Source organism: Amycolatopsis keratiniphila subsp. keratiniphila (genome assembly GCF_001620365.2).
In the GTDB taxonomy this organism is placed as follows: domain Bacteria; phylum Actinomycetota; class Actinomycetes; order Mycobacteriales; family Pseudonocardiaceae; genus Amycolatopsis; species Amycolatopsis keratiniphila.
In genome coordinates, this window is the sequence record NZ_LQMT02000029.1 from 75,316 (window position 1) to 89,539 (window position 14,224).

The following is a 14,224-nucleotide window of genomic DNA, read 5'->3' on the forward strand; positions in this document are numbered from 1 at the left end:
CCCACCGTCCTTCGTCGATCGTCGGTACTCACCGGTAGTACTCGCTGGTACCAGGAAAGCATCTCAGGGGCGGCCGGGCACAGTGGCCGTTGGCAGCCTGTCAATCACATGAGTCAAGATGACCCCATGACCGCTACAGCTGACAGTCTTCCCGATCTCGTTTCGCTCAAGGTGGAGATCGACGGGCACGTCGCCGAAGTGACGCTGCTCGGTCCGTCCAAGGGCAACGCGATGGGCCCCGATTTCTGGCGTGAGCTGCCGATCGTCTTCCGCGCGCTCGACGCGGACCCGCAGGTCAGGGCGGTCGTGCTGACCGGGAGTGGCAAGCACTTCTCCTACGGGCTCGACCTGCCCGCGATGATGCCCAGCTGGGGCGAAATGCTCGGCGGCGACGCGCTCGCGGGCCCGCGGACCAGGTTCCTCGACGAGGTCCGGACCCTCCAGGCGAGTGTGTCCTCGGTCGCGGAATGCCGCAAACCGGTCATCGCGGCCATTTCCGGCTGGTGCATCGGTGGTGGCGTCGACGTGGTCGCGGCCGCCGACATCCGGCTCGCGAGCGCCGACGCGAAGTTCAGCGTGCGCGAGGTCAAGGTCGCGATCGTGGCCGACCTCGGCAGCCTCCAGCGGCTCGCGCCGATCATCGGCGAGGGGCACCTGCGCGAACTGGCGCTGACCGGCAAGGACATCGACGCCGCGCGCGCGGAGAAGATCGGCCTGGTCAACGACGTCTACGCGGATCAGGACAGCTTGCTGGCCGAGGCCCGCAAGCTGGCGGCGGAGATCGCCACGAACCCGCCGCTGGTCGTGCAGGGCACCAAGAACGTCCTCTCGGCCAACACCGAACGTCAGGTCTCGGACGGCCTGCGTTACGTCTCGGCCTGGAACGCGGCGTTCCTGCCCAGCAAGGATCTCGGCGAGGCCGTGCAGGCCTTCCTCGAGCGCCGAGCGCCCGAGTTCAAGGGGGAGTAGAAAGAACCGGCGGCCCAACCAGCGGACCAGGAGGACGATCGTGAGCGCTTCGGAGGCATACCGCACGTTCCGCGAGGCACGGGACTATCTGCAGGCCCATCGCGAGGACTACGAAACCGCTTATCGGGACTTCACCTGGCCCCGGCCCGACGAGTTCAACTGGGCGCTCGACTGGTTCGACGTGGTCGCGGCGGATCCGGCCAATCAGGACCGGTACGCGCTGTGGATCGTCGAAGAGGACGGCATCGAGAACCGCTGGACCTATCCGGAAATGGCGCGGCGGTCCAATCAGGTCGCGAACTGGCTGCGTTCGCTCGGCGTGGCCAGGGGCGACCGGCTGATCCTGATGCTGGGCAACCAGGGCGAGCTGTGGCAGACGATCCTCGCCGCGATCAAACTGGGCGCCGTCATCATCCCGGCCTCCACCTTGCTCGGCCCGGCGGACCTCACCGACCGGGTCGAGCGGGGCGCGGCGAAACACGTCGTGATCCGGTCCGTCGACGCGCACAAGTTCGAGAACGTCGAGGGCGACTACACGCGTATCGCCGTCGGTGAGCGGGTCGAGGGCTGGCAGTCCTTCGTGGACGCTTACGACGAAGCCGACACCTTCACGCCCGACGGCCCGACGGCGGCGGAAGACCCGCTCCTGCTGTACTTCACCTCGGGGACCACCGCGAAGCCGAAACTGGTGCAGCACACCCAGGTCTCGTACCCGGTCGGCCATCTGTCCACAATGTACTGGATCGGCCTGGAGCCGGGCGATGTCCACCTCAACATCTCCTCGCCTGGCTGGGCGAAACACGCGTGGAGCAACGTCTTCGCGCCGTGGAACGCCGAGGCGACGGTGTTCCTCTACAACTACGCACGGTTCGACGCGGTCTCGCTGATGGCGCAGATGGAACGGTGCGGGATCACCAGTTTCTGTGCTCCGCCGACGGTGTGGCGGATGCTCATCCAAGCGGATCTGACCGTGCTGAAGACGCCGCCGCGCAAGGTGGTCGGCGCGGGCGAGCCGCTCAACCCCGAGGTGATCGACCAGGTCGAAAAGGCCTGGGGCGTAACGATTCGCGACGGTTTTGGGCAGACGGAGAGCAGCGTCCAGATCGCCAACACCCCCGGACAGGACGTCGTGCCGGGGTCGATGGGCCGCCCGCTGCCCGGCTTCACCGTGGCACTCGTGGACCCCGTGACCGGGGAGCGCGCGCAGGAGGGCGAGATCTGTCTCGACCTCGACAAGCGGCCGGTGGGGCTGATGGCCGGCTACGCCGACGACGAGGAACGCTCCGCCGCGGCCTTCGCGAACGGCTTCTACCACACCGGCGACGTCGGCTCGATCGACGAACGCGGCTACATCACCTACGTGGGCCGGACGGACGACGTCTTCAAGGCGTCGGACTACCGGATCTCGCCGTTCGAGCTGGAAAGTGTCCTGCTGGAACACGAAGCGGTCGCCGAAGCGGCGGTCGTCCCGGCGCCGGACCCGATCCGGCTGGCGGTACCGAAGGCCTACGTCGTCCTGACGAACGGACACGAGCCCACGGCCGACACCGCGGTGTCCATCCTGGCCTTCTGCCGGGAACATCTGGCCCCGTACAAGCGAATCCGTCGGCTGGAGTTCACCGAACTGCCGAAGACCATCTCCGGCAAGATCCGGCGGGTCGAACTGCGCGGTCGCGAAAACGAGGCCGACGGCCGCCCGGCGGGGGAGTTCCGCGAAGAGGACTTCCCCCAGCTGAAGGGCTGACGGCCCGGCCCCGAACCCCGAACTCGCGTGATTGAACACGGAACTCGCGTGATCGAGGGCGGAACTCGCGTGATCCGGCGCGTTCCGCCTCCAATCACGCGAGTCACGTCTTCAATCACGCGAGTTCCGGGTTCGGGCGTGTGGGTCGAACGACCCACAGCGCGGTAACCGGAACCGCGTTAGCATCCTCGGCAGTGAATCGTTGACAACCCGTGGGGGTCACGGGTCTCACCTTCCCTGCTTTGAAAGGTGTTCCTGTCATGCGCATTCGTTTCCTCCTGCCGATGCTCGCCCTGGTGGCGGGGCTCGGTACCGCGGTGGCCACCCCGGCCGCCGCCGATCCAGGCCCGGTGACTGCGGGCGATGTGTCCGTCGCCGACGCCTGCTACTCCTGGGGACGCACGTTGTCGGAAGGCGCGTCCGGTGAGGACGTCCGGCAGCTGCAGATCCGCGTGGCCGGGTACCCCGGTTACGGCGGCGTGCTCGCCCTCGACGGCCAGTTCGGCGCGGGGACCAAGGCCGCGGTCACCCGGTTCCAGCAGGCGTACGGGCTGGGGGCGGACGGCATCGCCGGTCCGGCCACGTTCTCGAAGCTCTACGCGTTGCAGGACGACGACTGCACGCCGGTCAACTTCACCTACGCGGAACTGAACCGGTGCAACTCCGACTGGTCGGGCGGCAACGTCCCACCGGCGACGGCGAAGGCCAACGCGCTGGTCTCGATGTGGAAGCTGCAGGCGATGCGGCACGCCATGGGCGACCGGCCGATCGACGTCAACGGCGGTTTCCGCAGCGTCGCCTGCAACAACGCGGTCGGCGGCGCGACCAACAGCCGTCATCTCTACGGTGACGCCGTCGATCTCGGTGCCGGCTCACAGGGCTTCTGCGGACTGGCGAAGCAGGCCCGTAACCACGGGTTCGCCGAGATCCTCGGCCCGGGCTACCCCGGCCACAACGATCACACGCACGTGGCACACCGGTCGACGCGGTTCTGGTCGGCGTCCTCCTGCGGGATCTGAGTCACTCCCAGCGCCACAGGGACGGCGGCCGTCCTCCCTTGGGGAGGGCGGCCGCGTGTTCGGTGGTACGCCGCAAACCGGGGACCCGCTCCATCGTCCGGCCGAGATTGGCCGGATAGGGGCGGTCCCCGGTCAGCGCTTCGGTGGCGTCCAGCGCCTGTGCCGTGGTGAAGATCGGGCCCAGCAGCCCGGCGGTGAAGGCGACGTCCCGCCACAGCCGTTCGGCCAGCATCGGGCGGCAGTCCGCGACGATCCGGTCGTGGTCGAACGCCAGCGGAGGGACCTCGTCCAGCGGCACCCAGACGACGTTCCCCGGATCGTCGAGCGCGGGATTCACCGTGGCCCACAAGGCGATGGAGAGCGTGGGGCCGCGGGGATCACGGTTCGGCTCGTCGAAGGTGGCGAGCTGTCCGGTCGCCGAGACCGCGTCGGTCGGGAGGCCGAGTTTGCCGACCACCGCCCGGCTCGCCGCCTCCCGCAACCGTTCCCCGAGTCCCAGCAGCACCCCGGGCAGGGCGAGCTCCCCCTCGAAGGGCTCGGCCGCCCGCGGCGCGATTCCCAGCAGCACGTTCCGGGTGCCGGGGGCGAACCGCACCACGAGCACGTCAACGGACACCGGCGTCGAATCGATCACGCGTTGATTGTCGACCTTGCCTCCGCGACCCGGTAACCGGCCCTGTCCGGGCCGTACCCCATGACGGCCACCGGCAGCCGCGCGCCGAACCACGCCAGCGGATCCGGCAGATCGACGGCGGCCGAACCGTCCCGGGGTACGACCTTCAGCCCGGTCGCGTCGAGATGGGTCACCGCGAGCGCGTCGACGCCGTCGCAGGCCGCGATCGCGTAGTCCAGCAACGCCGCGTCGAGATGGCCCGCCCGCCACGCGCCCTGGAACTCGCCGGTTTCGTTGTGCGCCTCGGGAAAGCGGGCGAGTACGGCGGCGCACTCGGTCGGCAGCGGGCCCGCGCCGTGCCGGGTGAGGTAGGTCCGCGTCACTCCCACGACGGTGTGCGGGCGCCCGCCCAACAGGGCGCGGGCGTTGTGCGGCGTGGTCGTCGACCAGGTCGTATGCGGATGGAACCCGTGGTACTGGTCGAGGAGAGCCCCCTGCGCTCCCTCGAACACCAGCCGCCCGGAATCCGCCAGCCGCCCCGTTTCGTCCCCGTCGGTGATCCGCACCGCGCCCGCGAAATCGCGGTACAGCGCCACCAGTTCGTCCACGCTGTGCGGTGGCGTGGCGAGCGGCGCGTAGAACCGCGCGAGCGCGTCCAGTTTGCGCCGCAACACCGACGGCCGGGCGCAGTCGGCGACCGTGGGCGCTTCCCCCGGCGTCCCGATCACCTCCTGGCTCTCCACGACGTCCCCCGGCACGGCCCCGGGCAACAGCGAGTACCAGACGGTCTCGCCGATGCCCTTGCCGCACGAACCGTGCCGGTTCACGCCACGGGCCTCCTCCCTGGCCCGGTTGGCGTGGATGTGGAACGGCGTCGTGAGCAGCGCCCGGCCGTCCACGCTCAGCAGCGAAAGCGGATTCCGGACGCCGACCGCTTCGAGCCGCCGGGCTTCCGCGGCCAGCGCGAACGGCTCGGCGAGCACGAACCGCGACAGATGGGTGGGCACGCCGGCGAACGTGCCCGCCCCGAACTGGCTGAAGGTGTGGTGCCGCCCGTCCACGACGACGTTGTGCGCGGCCTGCGCGCCCCCGTTGAAGCGGACCACCGCGGTGGTGGGCCGGGCGGCACAGAGCGCGTCGACCACCGCGCCCTTGCCTTCGTCACCGAAGCCGAGCCCGACCACCACCACGTGACCATCAAGGAGACTCATCGCAGCACCACGTCGCTCGGCCCGTCGGCCTCGGGCACCGCCGACGTGACGACCGATTTGGTGCCCAGCCTCGCCAGCGCCTTGCCGACCGCCTTACTTTCGGCGACCGAGCCGACGTCCGCGAGGTCGGCGAGCGCGCGGTCGACGTCGACCACCCGCTCTTCCAGCCCGATGGTGGCGGCGATCAGTTCGCACACCGCGCCCGGGTCGTCCAGCTTCAGGAAGTTCTGGCCGAGCAGATCGCTCCAGTGCTCACCGATCTGCGGGTCGTTGTAGTACGAGGACTGGTTCGGCAGCACGAAGTAGACGTGCCACTTGCGCGCCAGCTCCCGGTACACCGAGGCCGGGTCGATGTCCTCCCGCACGTCGTCCCCGATCACCCGGCGGATGTGGCGGGCCTCCAGCGCGGGCTTGTTCAGCTCGTCGCCGATGATGAACAGATAGCCCTTGCGGCCGCGGTTCTGCCACGCGTCGGTCACGACGTGCCGCGCCATGAAGTACGCCGCCAGTTCGTAGGACTCGCTCTTCTGCCCGCCGCCCCCGCCTTCGAGGAAGATCGTGCGCAGCTGCTCGTCCATCCGGTTGTCCGATTCGAACTGCCCGACCTGCAAGGGAACCCGGTCGCTGTCGGCGTCGCCGATCGCGCCGAACAGCACCTGCGGGTCGGTCAGGTAGCCCCGGCGCTTCAGCAGACCGTGCAGCTTACCGAGCTTGCCCTGCATGATCCGCGGCACCCGGCGCATCGAACCGGTGACGTCGAACAGCACGGCGATCGGCGTCGAATCGCTGTGGTCGGCCGAATCCCGGCATTCCCGCACGGCGTTCAGCGGGTCCAGCGCGGGTGCGACCTTCCATTCCTTCGCGGGCTTGGAGCGGAGATCGGCGGTGTAGCCGAAGTCGTCCTCGCCCTTGGCCGCGCGGAAGGTCTTCGCGGCGGCGTAGGCGTTGTCGTCCCAGTGTCCGTGTCCCATGGTCAGGCTCCTGTCTCGGGGATGATGAACGGTCGGAAGGTGCGGGGGCCGTACAGGTCGGCGAGCAGTTCGTCGTACTCGTCGAGCAGATCGACGGCCTCGGGTCGGTGTGCGGGGATGACCTGGAGGCATCCCTCGGCGAACCGGCGTTGGCGGGTTTCGTCCGGTGCCAGCAGTTCCAGCATCAAGCTGTGGAGCATGTGGACGTCGGTGGCAGCGGTCATCGGCAGTCCTTTGTGGACTTCCGGTGGGTAGCGGACGGATTTGTCGGCCGCCAGCGGAAGCGCACCGTCTTCGACGGCGAAGGACCAGCCGGCGACGACGATGCCGTGCTGTGCCGGATGAACGAGCACGTTGTCCGCGGTGAGGTGGCCGTGGACGAAACCAGCCCGATGCGCGCCTGCCACGGCACGCAGGAGGCGACGGTGCATCCAGGCGTAGTCGCGGCCGTCGAGCCCGCCGGGAAAGGCCTTCCCGATGTCGGCGAGGGTGAGGAAGCCGTCGACGAGCGGATCCAGGACGCTGAACGCCCGATCGCCCCTGGCCACGGGGCCCGACGTGTCGAGCAGCCGCGGGTAATAGGGGCGCAGCCACCGGTGCCGTTCGGTGAAGCCGTCGAGCGCGCGCAACGCCTCCCATTCGGCGTGGATCAGCGGGTTGAGCGCCGGATCGCGGACGAGTTTGACCAGATGCGGGCCGGTGGTCCGGTAGGTCGTGGCGACACTGCCGACCGCGTACGGCGCGACGAGCGTGTACGCCGACGTCGCCGTGGTGACCGTCTGACGCCGGGACCGTTTCCACTCGTCGTGGAGGCGGTTGAGCATGGCGGCCGCGCGGTGGGCCCGCGCGTCGCCGGGATTGCGGTCGGGGTGGAGCACGGCCGCCAGTTCACGGTAGCGATGGCGGGCGAACAGTACGGCCGGGTCGGCCGCGTCCTCGACCGCCTTCATGGCGTCTTCCCTGGTGAGCATAGTTTGAGTCTAGACGACTCTTACTTCGGCTGGCAAGGGGGTGGGTACAAATCCCGTGCTGCTCCGTCGCTTCGGCGAATAGCCTGGAACGGTCGGGAAGAAGGGATTTTCTTGCCAGGTGAACCGGGGACTTCCAGGATTCTCTTGCAGCTGCTGCTGGGCGGGATCCCGCTCGTTTTCCTGTTGTGGGTGACCGGGGGAGCCCTCGGCGACCGCGTGCGCGAACTGAACACCGGAGAGGACGTCACGGTCACCGCCGTCTCCGGATGCGTCGAGGAGGGGCCGCCGATGAGCGGCAGCTTCCCGTATTGCTCGGCCGGGTGGCGATTCGACGACGGGCGCACCGCTCAGGGGAGGATCGACGGTGAGAGGGTCGCGGAAGGCGACAGGATCTTCGCCGGTGACGGATTCGCCTACCGGTCGAAGACTTCGCGGGTCTTGAGCCTGGTTGTCGTCGCGCTCGTCGGCTTGGTCCTGCTCGGAATGCTGATCGGACTGGGCGTCCTGTACCGGCGGCGTCGCGGGAAGTGACGCCGCCGGCCGTGCTCAGCTCCGGGTGGCGTCGATCTGCCGGTCGTCCTCGGTCGAACAGCTCGTCACTGGATCGTTCGGTCCGCTCCCGCAGGTCCAGGCGCCGATCACCACCGGTCCGGGGCCCTGCGGCGACGCCGCTTCGGCGGGTGTCAGCTTGGCGAAGTAGTCCGTGAGTACCTGTGTCGCTTCGCCGCAGTCGGTTTTCCCGCGTGCCACGACCTTGTTCTTCGCGCCTTGAAGTCCGGCGATCTCGCCGCAGGGTGTTCCGGCGGGTGCCGGCGTGGAAGCGGGGGAGGACGGCGGCGGTGCGGCCGCGGGCGCGGGATCGGCGCCGCAACCGCCCAGCAGGACGACGGCGAGCGCGGCGGGAAGCACGGCGAGGCTCTTCATGGGCCCTTCTTCTCGGGGATGGTTCATTCGACGGGGACGACGGCGGCGAACACGTTCTGCTCGCCTTTGCTGCAACTGGTGCCGCCTTGGGCGGCGGGGGCGCCGGAGACGCACAGCCAGCCGTCCACGGTCTCGCTGACCGGCTCGTCCGAGCCCGCGGACTGACGTCCGGCGATCCTCTTGTGGAACGAATCGACGACCCCGGTCGCGTCCGCGCAGGAGACACCCGGCCCGTTGAGCACCTGCAGGGTCAGCCCGCTCGCCGCGGTCACCGTCCCGCAGGAGCCCTGTACCGGTTCAGCGGGTTTCGGTGCGGGGGCGGAAGTCGGGGCGGCGGACGGACTCGGCGCGGTTTGCGACGGGATCGGTGGCACCGAGACGGGGGAAGCGCTCAAAGAGAGTGACGGCGGTGAGACCGACATCGAAGTGACTGGCGGTGGCGGAGCTTCGCCCGAACAGGCGGCGAGCGTTCCGGCGACGGCGCAGACCGCGAACAGGCGCCGCCACGTTCCCGTGGTCGTCGAGACGGGCAAGGCGATCCTTTCGTCGGCCGGTCGTGGCCGGCCCATTCTGACCCGGCCGGGCCCGATGTCGTGGCATTGAGCCACGTTCGATTCGCGGGAGGCTATCGCGACCGTGCCGCCGCGATACGCGAGGACCGCCCGACCACTGTCCACTGTGGACAATTAATATGCCGTTCACGGCGCGGCAACACCCTGCTGTCGTCGCGAACCGATCGGACGAATCCGGTGCCGAGCCGTTAACGCGCGGCCCCGTTCTGCCGAAAAGGAAAGTAGCGCTCCGGCGTGTCCCAGTCCCCGTCACCGAAACCGTGAGAGCGATGAAGACCGACGAACAGACCGACCCCGCGTCACCCCAGGCCACCGCACCGGCGAGCACGGAGCTTCCCCCGACGGCCCCGTGCACCGTCGTCTGGTGTGGCGGCCGCCCGTACGTCCTGGAGAACTCGGCCGGCCACCATCGCTGGATGGGCACCGACCACCGAGGCAGGCCCGTGGCGCTGACCAGCGCGGACCTGCAACGCCGCGGCTGGACGCACACCCGGGCCAGCTGACGCGGGAGGACCTGCCGCCGCTGGCTAGGCTGAGCGGGTGAGTACGCCCCCCGAACCGAGCGTGACCAGCGAAGAGCCTTCCCTGCTGCGGCAGGCCCTGAACGTCCCCAACATGCTTTCGATCCTCCGGCTCGCCGGAGTGCCGGTCTTCCTGTGGCTGCTCCTCGGCCCGAAGGAGGACGGCTGGGCGCTCGCGCTGCTCGTGTTCAGCGCGCTCACCGACTGGCTCGACGGCAAACTCGCCCGCTGGCTCAACCAGATGTCGCGGCTCGGCCAGCTGCTGGACCCCGCCGCCGACCGGCTCTACATCCTCGCGACCCTCATCGCCTTCCTGATCCGCGACATCATCCCGTGGTGGCTGGTGGTCCCGCTGGTCGTGCGGGAGGTAGTCCTCGGCGTCTGCGTCCTGCTGCTGCGGCGGCGGGGGTTCGCCCCGCCGGAGGTCACCTACATCGGCAAGGGCGCCACCTTCGTGCTGATGTACGCCTTCCCGTTCCTGCTGCTCACCCAGGGCGGCTCCGACATCGCCGCGATCGCCCGGCCGATCGGCTACGCCTTCACGGCGTGGGGTGCCGTCCTGTACGTCTATTCGGGCGTGCTGTACATCGTCCAGACCGTGCGCGCCTTGCGGGAGGCGCCGGGCGCGTGACCCGGCGGGATGCGAAACTGCGCGCGTCGGTTTCGAGTGAGGGCATCAGAAAGGGGAGCGGCGTTGTCCACTCCAGAAGAACTGCGGTACACCGAGGAGCACGAGTGGGTCTCCGTGCGCGACGGCGGGCTCGTGCGCGTGGGCATCACGGAGTACGCCCAGGATCAGCTCGGTGACGTGGTGTTCGTCGAACTGCCCGAGGTCGGCAAGCAGGTCGGTTCGGGCGACGCGTTCGGCGAGGTCGAATCGACCAAGAGCGTCTCGGAGCTGTTCGCCCCGCTCGACGGCGAGGTGGTCGCGGTCAACGACGCGGTGACCGAGTCGCCCGAGCTGATCAACAGCGACCCGTACGGCGAGGGCTGGCTGATCGAGCTCCGTCTCGACGACGCGAGCTCGGTGGAATCCCTGCTGGAGGCCGAGGCGTACCAGGCGCTGATCAAGGAATAGCCGCAGGCCGTGGCCCTTCGGGAAGAGTAGGGGGAGCCGCGGGCCGGAGATTCGATCAGGCACGGTACGTTTGACCTCCACACGTTCTTGAGTAGTGGCAACACACATGCGTTAGGAGAGCTCAGGTGAGCACGAACGACGGGCCCGGCGTTCCCCCGGAGCAGTCTCCGGAGCGGACTTCTGTCTTCCGGGCCGACTTCCTGGCCGACGTCGAAGGCACTGAGGCTCCTCCGGCTGCCGAGGCCCCCGTCCAGGGTGTGGACGCGCTGCCCGCGGGTTCCGCGCTGCTGGTCGTCAAGCGCGGCCCGAACGCGGGTTCGCGCTTCCTGCTGGACCGCGACACCACCAGCGCGGGACGGCACCCGGACAGCGACATCTTCCTCGACGACGTCACGGTCTCCCGGCGGCACGCCGAGTTCCGCCGTGAGGGCGGCGAGTTCGTCGTCATCGACGTCGGCAGCCTCAACGGCACCTACGTCAACCGCGAGCCGGTCGACCAGGCCGTCCTCGCGGGTGGCGACGAGGTGCAGATCGGCAAGTTCCGCCTGGTCTTCCTGACCGGCCCGGGTTCCGGGGGCCAGGGGGCACGGTGACGGCGGCCGGGCGGCCTGATCGGGATGCGTCGCAGCGCGATGGGTTGAGCATCGGGGCCGTGCTGGCACAGCTGCGCGGCGACTTCCCCGATGTCACCATCTCCAAGATCCGGTTCCTCGAGGCGGAGGGTCTGGTCCAGCCGGGCCGGACCCCGTCGGGGTACCGGCAGTTCGCTCCGGCGGACGTGGAGCGGTTGCGGTTCGTCCTGTCCGCCCAGCGGGATCACTACCTGCCGCTGAAGGTCATCAAGGAACAGCTGGACGCGGCGGATCGGGGTGCCGCGCCGGAAGCGGCGATGCCGAGGCTGCCGCGGAAACTCGTTTCACTCGAAGCCCCGGGGGAGAACGGCGGACTGCCGTCCCCCGGGGACTTCGAGACCGATCGCGAGATCAGGCTGACCGAGGAAGATCTGCTCCGCCAGGCCGGCATCGACGCCGCCACCCTGGCTGAGCTGCGGCAATACGGTCTGGTGCGCCCAGGTGCGGCGGGGTTCTTCGACCCCGACGCGGTCCTCGTGGCCAAGACCGTGAAGGCGATGACCGAATTCGGTATCGAGCCGAGACATCTGCGTGCCTTCCGGGCGGCGGCCGACCGCGAGGTCGGCCTGCTGGAGCAGATCGTGACCCCGGTGTATCGGCATCGTGACGAGGACGCCAAAGCGAGGGGCGACGAGGTCGTCCGGGAACTCGCGGCCTTGACCGTGGCGTTGCACACGCTCTTGGTGAAGGCCGGAATACGGGCTGTCACGGGCGGTTGAACGGTTCCAGGGGGCCGGGAGCCGTTGTGAGGCCACTTGTCAATGCCTGAATGTTCGGCACCCTATGCCGTACCGTGAGAGTCGGGTTTGCCACGGGCGAACCGAGAATGTCGGAGACAGCGAGCACAGCGCTCGGAAGACGGGTAGCGTCGGGACTACCGTCGCTTGGTCGTCGAGACAAGCGTTGCGGCCCGTGCGCACGAGAGGGAGGCGAAGCCCGATGAGCGAGATGCGCGTCGTCGGCGTGCGGGTGGAGCTACCCGCGAATCAGCCGATCTTGTTGCTGCGGGAAACCGAAGGCGAGCGTTACCTGCCGATCTGGATCGGCTCGGTCGAGGCCACCGCCATCGCCTTGGAGCAGCAGGGAGTCCGCCCGGCCCGTCCGCTGACCCATGACCTGCTCAAGGAGGTCATCGGCGCGCTGGGCCGTGAGCTGGAACAGGTCGTGATCACCGACCTGAAGGAAGGCACGTTCTTCGCGGAACTGGTCTTCGACGGGGACATCCGGGTTTCGGCGCGGCCGAGCGATTCGGTGGCGCTGGCGCTGCGGGTGGGGGTGCCGATCCACGCCGTCGACGCGGTGCTGGAAGAAGCGGGCCTCATCATCCCCGACGAGCAGGAGGACGAGGTCGAGAAGTTCCGCGAGTTCCTCGACTCGGTCTCGCCGGAGGACTTCCGCGGCGCGGACACCTGATCCCGGGAACTTGACCGAAGGGGCGGCGCCTGCTGGTGCCGCCCCTTCTTCGTGCGCGTTTAGTCCTCTGAATGCGGATCAGGCCGCGGTCGCCTTGAGGAACAGGTCGGCCAGCTCCCGGCCGTACCGCTCCAGGTCCAACTTCGGATCCGCCGCGAACTTCGCCGCGACGCCGTCTATTGCCTGCGCGATCGACAGTGCCATCACATCCGCCGCGAAGTCGCCGAAAGCGCCTTCCTGCTGGCCCTGGCGCAGCTGGCGTTCGAGCCGCCCGGTCCGGAACTCCTCGACGAGCGGCGCCGACATGAACCAGCCCTCGGCGTCCGAGCCGCTGGACGCCATCTCGACCATGATCCGCACCAGTTCCGGGTACGAGCCGAGGAAGGCGATCTCCGCCTCGATGTAGCCGCGCAGCAGCCCGGCACGGTCGGTCTTGCCCTCGATGCGCTCTTCGAGGAACTTGTCCTTCATCCCGGTCGCGGTGGTGACCACGGCCTGCATCAGGCCGGCCTTGTTGGTGAAGTGGTAGGAGATGATCCGGGTGCTGGACAGCCCGGCCCGCTCCTTGATCTTCGCGAACGACGTCTTGTGGTAGCCGAAGTCGGCGATCGTCGCGATCGCGGCCCCGACGATCTGGGCCCGCCGGGCCGCCTCGGTGACCGACAGCCCCAGCTCCGCCTGGACCTCTTGCAGGGCACTCTGGGTGGAGGGATTTACTTGCATGAGTAAAAATTAACACGACTGAGTAAAACCGGCAACCATGCGGCCGAACGGGCGACTGTCCTCGACAAGCCTCAAGAAGAGCTTGAGGCCGACCGCGCGTCGCGTTGACCGGTTTGCCGGACGCGCTTACCGTCAATGAAGGTGAATCGCCAAGGTGTGATTCGGATGTCTGGGGCATTCGTCTTGACGAGGAACTCCGGTGCGGACTCCCGTGGGTCCGCGCGGCTTTGTTCGCCGGCCGCCAGGTCGGGCGAGGGGAGGCATGGCGTGGTCGAGGCTGGTAGCCCTCAAGAGCCGCTCGTTCCGGTCGCTGACGGCGAGCAGGGCGAGCTGTTCCCCGACTCTTCCCTCCCGGACGAACTCGTCGGCTACCGCGGCCCCGCCGCCTGCCAGATCGCCGGGATCACGTACCGGCAGCTCGACTACTGGGCCCGCACGAAGCTGGTCGCGCCGAGTATCCGCACGGCACACGGTTCCGGCTCGCAGCGGCTCTACTCGTTCAAGGACATCCTCGTCCTGAAGGTGGTCAAGCGGCTGCTGGACACCGGCGTCTCCCTGCAGAACATCCGCGTCGCCGTCGACCACCTGCGCCTGCGCGGCGTCCGCGACCTCGCCAAGGTCACCCTGTTCTCGGACGGCACCACCGTCTACGAGTGCACTTCGCCCGAAGAGATCGTCGATTTACTCCAGGGCGGGCAGGGTGTCTTCGGGATCGCGGTCAGCGGCGCGATGCAGGAGATCAGCGGCACCATCCACGAGTTCCCGGCCGAGCGGGCCGACGGCGGCGTGATCGAAACGGTCACGCCGGACGAGCTCACGCAGCGCCGCAACGCCCGTCGCACCGGCTGATCATGAGGCCGCGG

At 68.8% G+C, this 14,224-nt stretch carries 18 protein-coding genes; 11 read left to right on the top strand and 7 right to left on the bottom strand.

Going from position 1 to position 14,224, the window contains the following annotated elements:
• Positions 1-126 precede the first annotated feature (126 nt).
• The 3 genes from AVR91_RS27920 (at position 127) to AVR91_RS27930 (ending at position 3,732) form a co-directional block, all read left to right on the top strand.
• Positions 127-969 (top strand): crotonase/enoyl-CoA hydratase family protein, encoded by an 843-nt coding sequence (locus tag AVR91_RS27920; RefSeq protein ID WP_063273543.1) that lies wholly within the window; start codon positions 127-129, stop codon positions 967-969.
• Between the two features lie 40 nt (positions 970-1,009).
• Positions 1,010-2,713, top strand: coding sequence for an AMP-binding protein (locus tag AVR91_RS27925; protein ID WP_063273544.1), 1,704 nt, complete (start codon positions 1,010-1,012; stop codon positions 2,711-2,713).
• Positions 2,714-2,973: 260 nt separating this feature from the next.
• Positions 2,974-3,732, top strand: coding sequence for a D-Ala-D-Ala carboxypeptidase family metallohydrolase (locus tag AVR91_RS27930; RefSeq protein ID WP_063276009.1), 759 nt, complete (start codon positions 2,974-2,976; stop codon positions 3,730-3,732).
• A 1-nt stretch (position 3,733) separates the two neighbouring features.
• Here AVR91_RS27930 and AVR91_RS27935 read toward each other — a convergent pair whose 3' ends face one another.
• Genes AVR91_RS27935 through AVR91_RS27950 form a run of 4 tightly spaced genes read right to left on the bottom strand, consistent with a single transcriptional unit; the run spans position 3,734 to position 7,498 of the window.
• Complete coding sequence (locus tag AVR91_RS27935) at positions 3,734-4,366, bottom strand: NUDIX domain-containing protein (protein ID WP_063276008.1); 633 nt, start codon at positions 4,364-4,366, stop codon at positions 3,734-3,736.
• Positions 4,363-5,556, bottom strand: coding sequence for an adenylosuccinate synthetase (locus AVR91_RS27940; RefSeq protein ID WP_063276007.1), 1,194 nt, complete (start codon positions 5,554-5,556; stop codon positions 4,363-4,365). Before AVR91_RS27940 ends, AVR91_RS27935 begins: the two co-directional genes overlap by 4 nt.
• On the bottom strand, positions 5,553-6,527 hold the full coding sequence (locus tag AVR91_RS27945; protein ID WP_063276006.1) for a hypothetical protein: 975 nt from the start codon (positions 6,525-6,527) through the stop codon (positions 5,553-5,555). The genes AVR91_RS27940 and AVR91_RS27945 overlap by 4 nt, the downstream gene beginning before the upstream one ends.
• 2 nt (positions 6,528-6,529) lie before the next feature.
• Positions 6,530-7,498 carry an adenylate cyclase gene (locus tag AVR91_RS27950; protein WP_063276005.1) on the bottom strand — a complete coding sequence of 323 codons (969 nt, stop codon included), beginning with the start codon at positions 7,496-7,498 and terminating at the stop codon, positions 6,530-6,532.
• Between the two features lie 144 nt (positions 7,499-7,642).
• On the opposite strand from AVR91_RS27950, the gene AVR91_RS27955 reads away from it, so the two are divergent.
• Entirely contained in the window at positions 7,643-8,029 is a 387-nt protein-coding gene (locus AVR91_RS27955; protein ID WP_228709376.1) for a hypothetical protein, read from the top strand.
• Between the two features lie 15 nt (positions 8,030-8,044).
• On the opposite strand, the gene AVR91_RS27960 is transcribed toward AVR91_RS27955, so the two are convergent.
• Positions 8,045-8,422, bottom strand: a complete 378-nt coding sequence (locus AVR91_RS27960; RefSeq protein WP_063276004.1) for a hypothetical protein — start codon at positions 8,420-8,422, stop codon at positions 8,045-8,047.
• Positions 8,423-8,445: 23 nt separating this feature from the next.
• Entirely contained in the window at positions 8,446-8,694 is a 249-nt protein-coding gene (locus tag AVR91_RS27965) for a hypothetical protein (protein ID WP_063276003.1), read from the bottom strand.
• Between the two features lie 569 nt (positions 8,695-9,263).
• Between AVR91_RS27965 and AVR91_RS27975 the strand changes: the two genes are divergently transcribed.
• From AVR91_RS27975 to AVR91_RS28000, 6 genes are all read left to right on the top strand, one after another.
• A complete protein-coding gene (locus AVR91_RS27975) occupies positions 9,264-9,497 on the top strand; it encodes a hypothetical protein (protein WP_016334075.1) in 234 nt (77 codons plus the stop codon).
• A 37-nt stretch (positions 9,498-9,534) separates the two neighbouring features.
• Complete coding sequence (locus tag AVR91_RS27980; RefSeq protein WP_063276002.1) at positions 9,535-10,146, top strand: CDP-alcohol phosphatidyltransferase family protein; 612 nt, start codon at positions 9,535-9,537, stop codon at positions 10,144-10,146.
• Between the two features lie 63 nt (positions 10,147-10,209).
• Positions 10,210-10,593 (top strand): glycine cleavage system protein GcvH, encoded by a 384-nt coding sequence (gene gcvH / locus AVR91_RS27985; RefSeq protein WP_005150021.1) that lies wholly within the window; start codon positions 10,210-10,212, stop codon positions 10,591-10,593.
• Positions 10,594-10,718: 125 nt separating this feature from the next.
• Positions 10,719-11,186 carry a glycogen accumulation regulator GarA gene (gene garA / locus AVR91_RS27990; RefSeq protein WP_016334077.1) on the top strand — a complete coding sequence of 156 codons (468 nt, stop codon included), beginning with the start codon at positions 10,719-10,721 and terminating at the stop codon, positions 11,184-11,186.
• Positions 11,183-11,944 (top strand): transcriptional regulator FtsR, encoded by a 762-nt coding sequence (ftsR, locus tag AVR91_RS27995; RefSeq protein WP_043848101.1) that lies wholly within the window; start codon positions 11,183-11,185, stop codon positions 11,942-11,944. Before garA ends, ftsR begins: the two co-directional genes overlap by 4 nt.
• 220 nt (positions 11,945-12,164) lie before the next feature.
• Positions 12,165-12,638, top strand: a complete 474-nt coding sequence (locus AVR91_RS28000) for a bifunctional nuclease family protein (RefSeq protein ID WP_005150031.1) — start codon at positions 12,165-12,167, stop codon at positions 12,636-12,638.
• 78 nt (positions 12,639-12,716) lie between these two features.
• Here AVR91_RS28000 and AVR91_RS28005 read toward each other — a convergent pair whose 3' ends face one another.
• The gene (locus AVR91_RS28005; protein ID WP_063276001.1) at positions 12,717-13,361 is read right to left on the bottom strand and encodes a TetR/AcrR family transcriptional regulator; all 645 of its coding nucleotides are present in this window, start codon (positions 13,359-13,361) and stop codon (positions 12,717-12,719) included.
• Between the two features lie 267 nt (positions 13,362-13,628).
• On the opposite strand from AVR91_RS28005, the gene AVR91_RS28010 reads away from it, so the two are divergent.
• Positions 13,629-14,210: a MerR family transcriptional regulator gene (locus AVR91_RS28010; protein WP_005150040.1), complete on the top strand. Its 582-nt coding sequence runs from the start codon at positions 13,629-13,631 to the stop codon at positions 14,208-14,210.
• Positions 14,211-14,224: the final 14 nt, after the last annotated feature.

Excerpts from the sequence above, each read along its gene's own strand:
- AVR91_RS27950 (WP_063276005.1), bottom strand. The coding sequence starts at position 7,498 with ATGCTCACCAGGGAAGACGCCATGAAGGCGGTCGAGGACGCGGCCGAC.
- AVR91_RS28005 (WP_063276001.1), bottom strand. The coding sequence starts at position 13,361 with ATGCAAGTAAATCCCTCCACCCAGAGTGCCCTGCAAGAGGTCCAGGCG.
- AVR91_RS28000 (WP_005150031.1), top strand. The coding sequence starts at position 12,165 with ATGAGCGAGATGCGCGTCGTCGGCGTGCGGGTGGAGCTACCCGCGAAT.
- AVR91_RS27920 (WP_063273543.1), top strand. The coding sequence starts at position 127 with ATGACCGCTACAGCTGACAGTCTTCCCGATCTCGTTTCGCTCAAGGTG.
- AVR91_RS27960 (WP_063276004.1), bottom strand. The coding sequence starts at position 8,422 with ATGAAGAGCCTCGCCGTGCTTCCCGCCGCGCTCGCCGTCGTCCTGCTG.
- AVR91_RS27975 (WP_016334075.1), top strand. The coding sequence starts at position 9,264 with ATGAAGACCGACGAACAGACCGACCCCGCGTCACCCCAGGCCACCGCA.
- AVR91_RS27940 (WP_063276007.1), bottom strand. The coding sequence starts at position 5,556 with ATGAGTCTCCTTGATGGTCACGTGGTGGTGGTCGGGCTCGGCTTCGGT.
- AVR91_RS27945 (WP_063276006.1), bottom strand. The coding sequence starts at position 6,527 with ATGGGACACGGACACTGGGACGACAACGCCTACGCCGCCGCGAAGACC.
- AVR91_RS27930 (WP_063276009.1), top strand. The coding sequence starts at position 2,974 with ATGCGCATTCGTTTCCTCCTGCCGATGCTCGCCCTGGTGGCGGGGCTC.